The sequence below is a fragment of the Candidatus Desulfatibia sp. genome (assembly GCF_036446775.1).
Classification (GTDB): domain Bacteria; phylum Desulfobacterota; class Desulfobacteria; order Desulfobacterales; family UBA11574; genus Desulfatibia_A.
Genome location: NZ_JAZFTO010000339.1, coordinates 1 through 10,900 on the forward strand (window position 1 = coordinate 1; position 10,900 = coordinate 10,900).

General features: G+C 48.8%; 9 protein-coding genes. All 9 read left to right on the top strand.

What is annotated here, in order from left to right; translation table 11 throughout:
- A partial coding sequence (gene glp, locus V3S16_RS15805; RefSeq protein ID WP_413886664.1) for a gephyrin-like molybdotransferase Glp occupies nucleotides 1-1,275 on the top strand: 1,275 nt, incomplete at its 5' end.
- Nucleotides 1,276-1,498: 223 nt separating this feature from the next.
- Nucleotides 1,499-3,427 carry a molybdopterin biosynthesis protein gene (locus V3S16_RS15810; protein ID WP_413886666.1) on the top strand — a complete coding sequence of 643 codons (1,929 nt, stop codon included), beginning with the start codon at nucleotides 1,499-1,501 and terminating at the stop codon, nucleotides 3,425-3,427.
- Nucleotides 3,428-3,440: 13 nt separating this feature from the next.
- Nucleotides 3,441-3,890 carry an archease gene (locus V3S16_RS15815; protein WP_413886668.1) on the top strand — a complete coding sequence of 150 codons (450 nt, stop codon included), beginning with the start codon at nucleotides 3,441-3,443 and terminating at the stop codon, nucleotides 3,888-3,890.
- Nucleotides 3,891-4,106: 216 nt separating this feature from the next.
- Entirely contained in the window at nucleotides 4,107-5,156 is a 1,050-nt protein-coding gene (locus V3S16_RS15820; RefSeq protein WP_413886669.1) for a branched-chain amino acid ABC transporter permease, read from the top strand.
- A 15-nt stretch (nucleotides 5,157-5,171) separates the two neighbouring features.
- Nucleotides 5,172-6,047, top strand: a complete 876-nt coding sequence (locus V3S16_RS15825; protein ID WP_413886671.1) for a branched-chain amino acid ABC transporter permease — start codon at nucleotides 5,172-5,174, stop codon at nucleotides 6,045-6,047.
- Nucleotides 6,048-6,087: 40 nt separating this feature from the next.
- Nucleotides 6,088-7,278 (top strand): ABC transporter substrate-binding protein, encoded by a 1,191-nt coding sequence (locus V3S16_RS15830; protein WP_413886673.1) that lies wholly within the window; start codon nucleotides 6,088-6,090, stop codon nucleotides 7,276-7,278.
- 214 nt (nucleotides 7,279-7,492) lie between these two features.
- Nucleotides 7,493-8,299 (top strand): ABC transporter ATP-binding protein, encoded by an 807-nt coding sequence (locus V3S16_RS15835; RefSeq protein WP_413886674.1) that lies wholly within the window; start codon nucleotides 7,493-7,495, stop codon nucleotides 8,297-8,299.
- Nucleotides 8,292-9,059: an ABC transporter ATP-binding protein gene (locus tag V3S16_RS15840; RefSeq protein ID WP_413886678.1), complete on the top strand. Its 768-nt coding sequence runs from the start codon at nucleotides 8,292-8,294 to the stop codon at nucleotides 9,057-9,059. The genes V3S16_RS15835 and V3S16_RS15840 overlap by 8 nt, the downstream gene beginning before the upstream one ends.
- 8 nt (nucleotides 9,060-9,067) lie before the next feature.
- The gene (locus tag V3S16_RS15845) at nucleotides 9,068-10,876 is read left to right on the top strand and encodes an AMP-dependent synthetase/ligase (protein WP_413886676.1); all 1,809 of its coding nucleotides are present in this window, start codon (nucleotides 9,068-9,070) and stop codon (nucleotides 10,874-10,876) included.
- Nucleotides 10,877-10,900: the final 24 nt, after the last annotated feature.

Consider the following 10,900-nt stretch of genomic DNA (forward strand, 5'->3'; position numbering starts at 1 on the left):
TATATAGAATCGCGGAGCGATTCTATTGGCGGAGCGATTCTATTTATGAAAGAATTTTTCAAGGTTACGGATTTAAAGCAGGTCCTTGCTTACGCATCTGATTTCCCCCGGGTGGGAACCGAAGACGTTTCGCTGGCAAAGGCCGCGGGAAGAGTTCTGGCTAATAACATAGTTTCGAACATTGATCTTCCCGATTTTATGCGAGCCACAATGGACGGGTACGCTGTCAAGGCTGCCTCAACTTTTGGCTCCACCGAAGGAAACCCCGGCTATATGGTCATAAAAGGCACTGTAGAGATGGGAGCATCCCCTTCATTTTCAATCGCATCCGGGGAAGCCGCTAAAATATCTACAGGCGGTATGTTGCCGCATGGCGCCGACAGTGTTGTTATGGTAGAGCATACCGAGGTTATCGACAATACAACTATAGAAGTATATAAAAGCGTTGCTCCGGGGCAGAACGTTCTGGAAAAAGGGGAAGACGTCCGCAAGGGTGATACTGTCCTTGCCGGCGGTCGGAAACTCCGGCCCCAGGAAATAGGTCTTTTGGCAGCCTTGGGCAAAGGAACCATCAGTGTTTACCGCCAGCCGGTTATTGCCGTTATTTCCACGGGGGACGAGATCGTGCCGGTTAATGCGATTCCCGCACCCGGCCAGATCCGGGACATTAACACGTATACACTGGCTAACATGGTGCGTGTCGCCGGAGGTGTGCCGGTCTCTTTCGGGATTGTGCGGGACAGCTTTGATGATCTTTTCGAAATATGCAAAGCGGCTTTGGCTCAAGCAGACATGGTGCTGCTTTCAGGGGGAAGCAGCGTAGGCACCCGCGATTTTACCATAGAGGTGCTGAAGGCCCTGCCGGATGCCGAGATTCTGGTCCACGGCATATCGATCAGTCCCGGCAAACCCACGATTTTAGCCAAATCGCAGCACATGTCCATTTGGGGTTTGCCCGGCCATGTAGTATCCGCCATGGTCGTTCTTGAAATTGTTGTGCGGCCGTTTATTGAACATATCGCCGGCCTTGCTGCGCAACACAAAAAAGTTATAAAACCTTCTGCTCTGCTCAGCAGGAACCTCTCCTCGGCGCAAGGGCGCATTGATTATGTCCGGGTGCGACTGGTTGAAAAAGAGGGTGTGCTATGGGCGGAACCGATTCTGGGTAAATCAGGCCTTATTCGTACAATGGTACAGGCCGACGGCTTGATCGAAATCGGCATCAACTCGGAAGGCTTGGATCAAGGCACAGAGGTTGAAGTTTTCCTTTTGTAGGACCGCTCAATGGACAATTTTTATTTAGACAGGATTAACAAGATAGACTTGATTATTTGGTTTCACAGTTTCATCTCTCCGAGGCGTAGGCTCTACGAGCCGGAGGCAGGAAACGGTAAAAATTATAAGTAAATCCTGAATATCCTGTCGATCCTGTCAAAAATGATTTTTATAATCTTTGCGCCCTCTGCGTCTTTGCGGTGGAAATGGAAAACGAAAAAAAATGCAACATAAGCGTAATATATATCTGCAGATGAAAACCCTGCAAGAAGCTCGCGCAATCCTCTTTGAAAGGTTTGCGTCCAGCGGAGTGCTTTTAAGCGAGGCGGTTTCGGTGCCGGACGCTGTTGGCCGGGTACTTGCAAAGCCAATATACGCTGAGCTTTCTTCTCCCAATTTTCACTCAGCGGCCATGGACGGCATCGCCGTAAAAGCTGAAACTACTTTTGGCGCCTCGGAAACAAAACCAAAAGAACTTGTGATCGCCAGGGACGCATTCTTTATCAATACCGGTCATGTAATGCCTGCAAGCACCAATGCGGTGATCATGATCGAACATGTCAACACCCTGGACGAAAGCCGTGTTGAAATCGAGGCACCGGCGTTTCCATGGCAGAACGTCAGAAAAATGGGCGAAGACATTGTCGCTACGGAACTCTTATTTCCCCAGAACCATGTTATCACTCCATATTGCGTCGGCGCCCTGCTTTCCGGAGGTGTTTTTAAGGTTGCAGTCCGCAAAAAACCTAAAATACTCATTATTCCAACAGGTTCAGAGCTTGTGGACTGGCGACGCACCGTCTCCGAAGAGCTTGCCCCCGGCCAGGTGTTTGAGACCAATTCTTTTGTGCTGGGGAATCTTATTGAATCGTGTGGTGCAGATTTTGTCCGCAACGAGATGCTGATAGATGATCATGATCAAATTAAACAAACGATTGACAGAGCGATTAACAGTGATTTTGACATGGTTCTGGTTTTGGGCGGGTCATCGGCAGGGTCCGAAGATTATACCAGGAGCGTTATCGACGACCTTGGCGAGATACTGGTCCACGGAGTTACGATTATGCCTGGAAAACCGATTCTAATCGGTGCCGTCAACAGCAAATCCGTATTTGGAATCCCGGGATACCCGGTATCGGCCATCATCGCCTTTGAGCAGTTTGTCGGGCCGCTGATTTGCAGGATGCTGGGGCAGCCCGAAAAACAAAGGCCTTTGGTTCAAGTTGAACCCACAAGAAAAATCGCATCCAAGCTTGGTGTTGAAGAATTCCTTAGGGTAAAGCTGGGGGCTGTCGACAACAAGATAGTGGCAACGCCTCTGCCCAGAGGGGCGGGCTGTATCACTACCTTTACCGAGGCCGATGGCATCGTGCGGATACCCAACCATCTCGAGGGTCTTGAAATTCACCAGCCCGTGACGGCCGAACTGCTGCGCCCCCTGGCGGCTGTTAACAACACCATTGTTGCAGTCGGCAGCCATGACAACACGCTGGATGTTTTGGCTGACCGCATCAGGGCTGCCCACTGCAACGTTATCCTTTCTTCAAGCCACGTCGGCAGTATGGGCGGGCTGATGGCCATTAAAAAAGGGGTGTGCCATCTGGCGGGATTACATCTTCTGGATGCTGAAGACGGCACTTACAATATTTCCTATATAAAGCGGTATCTTGCTGATATCAGGGTAAGATTGGTGCATCTTGTTTTGCGGGATCAGGGCTTGATGGTTCTGCCCGGAAACCCGCAGGCAATCAAAGGACTTGGGGATCTTGCCCGTGAAGATATCACATTCATAAACCGTCAAGGCGGATCCGGCACCAGAATTCTACTCGATTACAGGTTGAAGCAGCTAAGCATAGATCCCGCCAAAATAAGAGGTTATGAAAATGAAGAGTTTACCCACATGTCGGTAGCCGTGGGTGTGCTTAGCGGTACCGCTGATGTGGGTTTAGGGATCTATGCAGCGGCCAAGGCCTTGAACCTGGACTTTATTCCCGTAGTCACCGAACAGTACGATCTTGTAATTCCTGAGGCGCATTTTGAATCGCAAAACATCCAGATCCTGCTTGAAACCATCAATTCCGCCGAGTTTAGAAAACGGGTGGCAGCCTTGGGCGGTTACAACACCGAAAAAACCGGAAAAATTATTATTTAAATGTGGTTTGTGAATGAAGTACGTATTGAGCAAAAAGGAGAAAATTAGAGGAAAGTATACACTGATTGACCATACGGCCGATTTCGGCATACATGTCTTTGGGACCGACCCGGTGGAATTGTTTGCCAACGCCGCTTTTGCCACATTTGACATGCTCACGGAAATCGACTCGCTGGAGAACCTGGACACTGCCGATCTTAAGGTAACTGGTGATGACTGGCCGGATCTGATGGTAAACTGGCTCAGGGAGCTGTTGTATTTCTGGAACGGCAAAGAACTGTTGGTAAAACAAGTACATATTCTGGCCCTTTCTGAAAATGAGTTGTCTGCAAAGGTCGAGCTCGATCCTTTTGATCCTGACCGCCATGAGATCAAAATTGAAATCAAGGCGGTAACCTACCATCAGATTCAGGTCAGCAGAGGGTCTGAAGGCTGGGAAGCGAAAGTTATTTTTGATGTATAGAAGCGCAGCGGAAATCCCGCTTGTGGGGCTACGGGGATGGGAATTTTAGCCCCGCTTTAAAAGCGGGGTGAACCTTGCGCCAATCTGATCCCGCAGCTTGACTGCGGGAGTTTGATAAAATCGTAACACGATTTTATTTGAATATAGCAATATACATCACCAATCTAAGTTGATGCGCCGGCATCAATAACATACGAACTGGAAAGAAGCCCTGCCATGGACATGAAAAGGGATTATTACGAGGATCTGCAACTTTTCAGCTCGGGTGTTATCTTTTTCTGGTTTACCGTCCTCATTATCTTCCTTGCGGTTTTTCCGTTCCTGGTTAAAAATTACTACGTATATGTCGCTAATTTTATGGCCATAAACATCATTGTGGCGCTGGGTCTCAATATTCTTGTGGGGTACACGGGCCAGATATCTCTCGGCCATGCCGGTTTTTTCGCCATCGGGGCCTATGGAACGATCGTCCTTATGACCCGGGCCGGCCTCCCCTTTCTTCTCGCGTTGCCCGTATCCGGATTGATCGCGTCTTTATTCGGTTTTCTGCTCGGCCTGCCTGCGCTGAGGCTCAAAGGCCCGTATCTCGTCATTGCCACGCTCGGCTTCGGGCTGACCATCACCCAGATTATCGGCAGATTGGAATTCTTTGGCGGCAGAGACGGCCTGCATGCCCCTGAATTGACCATTGGCCCCTGGCACCTGAACTCCGATAGGCATTTTTATTACCTCTTAATCACCATTACCGTCCTGATGACGGTTGCCGCTCGCAACCTGATCAAAACCAAGGTGGGCCGAGCATTCATTGCCATCCGTGATGCGGATATCGCCGCCGAAACCATGGGTGTCAACCTTGTGCTGTACAAAACCCTGGCATTTGCGCTGAGTGCTTTTTACGCCGGTATCGCCGGCGGTCTTTATGCGTTTGTACTCCGCTTTATCGAACCGGAAATTTTTACCCTAATGATGTCGATCATGTTTCTTGCCATGATCGTCGTGGGAGGGCTGGGTTCGATTATGGGATCCATCGCGGGGGCGGGACTGCTCAGCTGGATGGATTTACAACTGAGGAATATTTTGAGTATTCCTTACCTGGGTGAGTGGCTGGAGAACTTCTCCAGAAGCTATTTCTCAACTACCGGGATATCGAATATCCAGTTCATTGTGTTCGGATCGATCATGATCCTGATTATGCTGTTTGAGCCGTTAGGGATTTACGGTATCTGGATTAGAATAAAAAAATACTGGAAAACCTGGCCTTTTTAGGGGTAGTATTTTCTTATGCTTGATTTTTTACAGATAGTTGTCAACGGAATTGCGGTCGGGAGTTCTTATGCCCTGATGGGACTTGCCATGGTCATTATTTACAAAACGTCTGAAGTCCCCAATTTTGCCCAGGGTGAAATGGCGCTAATTTCTACCTATTTTGCATACATGCTCATTGAATATCATGGACTGCCTTATTATGTCGCATTTCCGGCCGCATTGATATTTTCAGCAGTACTGGGGTGCATCCTGGAGTTCGCCGTTTTGAGGAGAGCAAAAGAACCGAATATTCTCGGCATGATCGTTATTACCATTGGCATGGAGATGGTCCTGCTGGGCCTGGTCTCCTGGAAGTTCGGCGCCGACCCCAAAACCATGGCATTTCCCATCTTACCCTATGACAGCATTGCTCTTGGAAAAATTTATATCAGCACACTGGAGGTTCTGACACTTGTTGTGGTGCTTTTTTTAACGGGGGCCCTTTTTCTTTTTTTCAGGTTTTCCAAACTGGGTCTGGCAATGAAAGCCACCCAGCAAAACAGCACGGCCGCGCGCCTGATGGGAATCCGGACCCATCGCATCTTAATGGTCACCTGGGGAATTTCCTCTTTTGTGGGCTGTACGGCAGGACTGCTGATTGCGCCGGTTGCCATGCAGCCTTTCATGATGTGGGACCCTTTGCTCAAAGGGTTTGCCGCCGCAGTCATGGGGGGCATGACCTCTCTGCCCGGTGCGGTGATCGGGGCCTATCTCCTCGGGATCATCGAGAATCTGTTCGGTGGTTACGTTTCCATCGAATTTAAATCGGTTGTAGCTTTTTTGATCATTGTCATGGTTCTCTGCGTTAAGCCGAGCGGACTTTTCGCAAGGCATTACGTGAAAAAAGTGTGACCTAAATCTTGCATTATACCTAACAAAAAGGAGGGCATGTATGAAAAAGAGACAATTGTGGGTTGTATTGGCGGTAATGGTAATGGTTATAGGATTTGCCTTTGGGGCGGTGGCGGAAGAAGGGGTTACGGATACGGAAATCCACATCGGCCAGTGGGGCCCCCAGACAGGCCCGGCAGCGGCCTGGGGATCGGTGGCCCGGGGTACGGCGGTCTATTTCAAGATGATCAACGCAGCCGGCGGAATACACGGCCGCAAGATTGTTTACCATATGTTTGATGACGGCTACAACCCTGCCAAGACAATGGCGGGCGTGAAAGAACTGCAGGAAGGCGTTGGCATATTTGCGTGGGCTTCGGGCGTGGGTACCGCGCCGGGTATGGCGGTAAGGAAGTACCTCATGGAGCGAAAGGTCCCCTGGGTGGGCGCGGCGTCAGGGTCGCATTATTGGATCACGCCGCCTGAGAAATACCAGTTTGCGACCTATCCGCTGTATTTTAATGAGGCCATGGCGCTTGTCGCGTATGCGGTAAACAACCTGGGCAGCAAGAAAATTGCCATGGCCTATCAGAATGACGGGTACGGGAAAAACGGCCTTGAAGGCGCGGAAAATATGTTGAAGCGGCACGGGTTGGAACTGGTTGCCAAAGTCCCGGTAGAAGTTAAAGATAAGGACATGAAGTCCCATGTAATGAAAATGAAACAGGCCGGGGCCGACACGGTGCTTTTGTGGGTAAGCCCGACACACGGGCTTACCATCATGGGAACAGCCAAGGCCATGCAATTCGCGCCTCAGTGGATGAGCACCAGCACACTGTCCGATTTTCCATTTATGTACAAAATCAGCAAAGGATTGTGGCAGGGTGTTATCACGGGGTCATTTGCCGAGCTGCCCGATTCCAAAAATCCGCTGATGAAAAAATATAAAAAAGCATATGAAAAATACGCCGCAAAAGAGGAAAGATGGGGTGTCTTTTTCTATGCCGGCTTTGGTTTTATCGAGCCAATGGTGGAGGCTCTGCATCGGAGCGGCCGTGATTTGACCCGGGAGAGATTTGTCAAAGAGATGGAAGGCATCAGAAATTTCAAGGGAATTATGGGAACGATTAATTTTAAACCTTTTGATCCGAAGGACCCCAGCAGCAGGCTCGGAACCAACGAGGTTTTTCTGGTCAAATGCCTGGCGGACGGCAAATATGAAGTGCTGACCAGTTGGCTGACCGTTAAATAACCCGGATATCTAAGGGTCTCGTAAAAAGTCAAAAAACGACCTTTTTACGAGAGTGTTTTGTATTTGATGTTTAGTGCTTAGCGATTTAACATTATGATATAACACTACTTATTTCAACCAAAACACAAAATACTAAACACCAAACACTTGGTGAATTCGACTTTTTCGAATTCATCAAATTTGAAGCCCCGCCCCTTAGGGCGGGGTGCTTCACTTGCAAAGAACGCTTATGGTATTTTTCAAGATTGAAAACCTTTCGATTTCATTTGGCGGCTTAAAAGCCCTGGATGACATTTCCTTTCAAATGGAAAAAGGTGGAATATACGCTATTATCGGACCCAACGGTGCCGGTAAAACCACTTTATTCAACTGTATCAACGGGATCTACAAACCGGATTCCGGCAATGTTTATTTCCAAGGGAAAAATCTTATCGGTCTGAAACCGGACAAGGTTGCCAAAATCGGAATTGCCCGCACATTTCAGAATATCGAACTTTTCAAGTATATGAGCACCATGGATAACATCATGCTGGGGAGGCATCTGTATCTAAAAACAGGTCTCTTTGATTGTATGTTTATGTGGGGCAAGCATTCTTTTGCGGGCCGGGAAGAAGCAGAGCACCGTAGAAAAGTGGAAGAGATTATCGACCTGCTTGACCTACAGACCGTCAGGGACAAACTGGTGGGCGGGCTGCCGTACGGGACACAGAAACTTGTCGAACTGGGGCGGGCCCTGGCCCTGGAGCCTGAATTGCTTCTGCTGGATGAACCGTGCGCGGGGATGAACGCGGAAGAGAAGCAGGACACTATTTTCTGGATAAAGGACATTCAGGATGAACTCGGTGTCACCATCCTTCTGATTGAGCATGACATGAATATTGTAATGGATATTTCCCGTCGGATACTGGTCATCAATTTTGGAAGTTCCATTACAGAAGGGACGCCGGAGGACGTTCAGAAACACCCCGAAGTTCTAGAAGCCTATCTGGGAGCGGATGAAGACCTTGAGCATGTTGCTTGAAGTAAAGAATATCGAGACATACTATGATCTGATATATGCGATTCGAGGGGCTTCTCTTGCTGTTGAAGCGGGGACGGTTACGGCTATTCTGGGGAATAACGGCGCCGGCAAATCGACCATTTTAAAAACAATCATGGGGCTGATCGAAGACCAGCCGGACAAGGGTACCATCGAATTCAAGGGAAGACGGATCGATGGTTTAGACACTGAAAAGATTGTCCGAATGGGGATCTCCTACGTTCCGGAAGGCCGCCAGGTCTTCGAGGAGCTTACGGTTTTTGAAAATTTGCAGATGGGTGCCTATACCCGCAAAGACAGAGAGAACATTCGTACGGACCTTGACGAAATATTCAATTACTTCCCTGTTTTAAAAGAAAGAAGGAATCAGTGGGCAGGGACACTTTCCGGGGGGGAGCAACAAATGCTGGCCATCGGCAGGGCCCTGATGAGTCGACCCGAACTCCTCTGTCTGGATGAACCTTCTCTGGGCCTGTCTCCCATTCTGGTAAAAGAGATATTCCAGATTATAAAGACGATTAACCGGAAAGGCGTGAGTATTCTGCTGGTGGAGCAGAATGCCAGGATGGCACTGTCCATTTCCGATTACGGGCTTATACTGGAAAACGGTAGATTTGTGATGAAAGGAAAAGCCGCGGAGCTCATGAGAGATAAAGATGTGAAGGAATTCTATATGGGTGTTCGATCCGAGTCCTCCGCCAAGGGCTATCAGCGGTGGAAACGGAAAAAAAGGTGGCGGTAACCCCTAAAATGCAAAACAGCAAAAACTCAACCATACCGAAGGTTTTTAGAGCAGCGGTTTTAAAGTATGGCGACCGGGTGGCCATACGGAAAAAGGCCTACGGCCTCTGGCATGATATTTCCTGGAACGAATACTTCAAACAGACACAGCGCATCGCTTCTGCGCTAATATCCATGGGGCTCGAGAAAAGCGATTGTGTGTCGATTATCGGTGACAACTGTCCCGAGTGGGTTGTCATCAACATGTCTGTCCAATGTGCGGGTGGAATTGTCGCCGGCATATATGCCACCAATGCATGGCAACAGGTTGAATATGTGGTCTCTCATTCAGATTCCAGGTTTCTATTTGTAGAAAATGAAGAGCAGCTGGACAAGTGGCTTATGTTCCGGGAGAACACCCCCGGGCTCACAAAGGTCATTGTGTGGGATACGGAAGGACTTCGACATTTCAAGGATCCTGCGGTGCTGACCTATGCGGAATTGATCGAAATCGGTAAAGCGGTCACCCTTTCCCACCCGGGCATGGTTGAAGCCCGAATAAAAAAGATCAAACCCGAAGATGTTTCGATGCTCATCTACACTTCCGGAACAACAGGCCCGCCCAAGGGGGTCATGCTGACACAGGCCAATCTCATATGGATGGGCGGGGCGATTACTTCGAACAATCCCATGTATGATACGGATGAAGTCTTGTCCTTTCTTCCCCTGTGCCATGTTTTCGAACAGCTGTTTTCGGTAATGGGGCACATCGCTGTCGGGTATACGGTCAACTTCATCGAAACCTTAGATACCGTAACGGATAATATGATCGAGATTTCACCGACCGTCGGGCACGGGGTTCCGAGAATATGGGAGAAGTACTACTCTGCGATCATCATTAAAATGTCCGATGCGACCTGGTTTAAACGATTGGTTTTCAATGCGGCGCTTAAGATCGGACAAAAAAGAGCGTCTCTTAAGATGAACTTCAAAAAGGTGCCCTTCTCTCTTGAAGTCCTTTATTTTTTTGCATACCTTGTGGTCTTCAGAAAGTTGAAGGAGCGGTTGGGATTTGATCGGATGCGGGTCGCCTATTCAGGCGCGGCGCCCATTTCTCCCGATGTGCTTTGTTTTTTTCAAGCCATCGGTGTCAACCTCGTTGAAGGATACGGGCAGACAGAAGGTAGCGGTGTGACGACACTCTCCAGAATCGGAAACGTTAAATTTGGTGCCGTCGGACAGCCTCTGGACGGCGTAAAAATCAAAATTGCCGATGACGGAGAGATACTTGTAAACTCCCCGGGTGTATTTAAAGGATATTTCAAGAACCCCGAAGAAACCGATGCGACCATCAAAGACGGCTGGCTTCATTCCGGTGATGTGGGAGAAATTGACAGCCATGGCTATCTTACGATAACGGATCGGAAAAAAGATATTATCGTCACCGCGGGGGGGAAAAACATTACGCCGCAATTCATAGAAAACAAATTAAAAGCCAGCCCGTATATCAACGATGCGGTTGTCATCGGTGACCGCAGGAAATTTCTATCTTCCCTGATTCTGATCGATGAAGACAATGTCGTCAAATATGCCCAGGACCACAAGGTCCAGTTTTCCACCTACAAAGACCTTACCCGCAGTGAAGGGATACTAAAGCTCATCAAGCACGAGGTCGATCAGGTCAACCAAACCCTGGCCCGGGTGGAACAGATCAAGCGCTTCACTATTTTCCCAAAAAAGCTCTATGAGGAAGATGGGGAAGTCACACCGACCATGAAGGTCAAGAGAAAGTATGTGAACGAAGCCTTCAGCGACCTGATCGAAGCGATGTATAGATAATCGTCATGACGGAAACTGCTATAA

What these genes read in the sequence shown, in the direction of transcription:
- V3S16_RS15810 (WP_413886666.1), top strand. Translation starts at nt 1,499, where the DNA reads ATGCAACATAAGCGTAATATATATCTGCAGATGAAAACCCTGCAAGAA.
- V3S16_RS15815 (WP_413886668.1), top strand. Translation starts at nt 3,441, where the DNA reads ATGAAGTACGTATTGAGCAAAAAGGAGAAAATTAGAGGAAAGTATACA.
- V3S16_RS15820 (WP_413886669.1), top strand. Translation starts at nt 4,107, where the DNA reads ATGGACATGAAAAGGGATTATTACGAGGATCTGCAACTTTTCAGCTCG.
- V3S16_RS15825 (WP_413886671.1), top strand. Translation starts at nt 5,172, where the DNA reads ATGCTTGATTTTTTACAGATAGTTGTCAACGGAATTGCGGTCGGGAGT.
- V3S16_RS15830 (WP_413886673.1), top strand. Translation starts at nt 6,088, where the DNA reads ATGAAAAAGAGACAATTGTGGGTTGTATTGGCGGTAATGGTAATGGTT.
- V3S16_RS15845 (WP_413886676.1), top strand. Translation starts at nt 9,068, where the DNA reads ATGCAAAACAGCAAAAACTCAACCATACCGAAGGTTTTTAGAGCAGCG.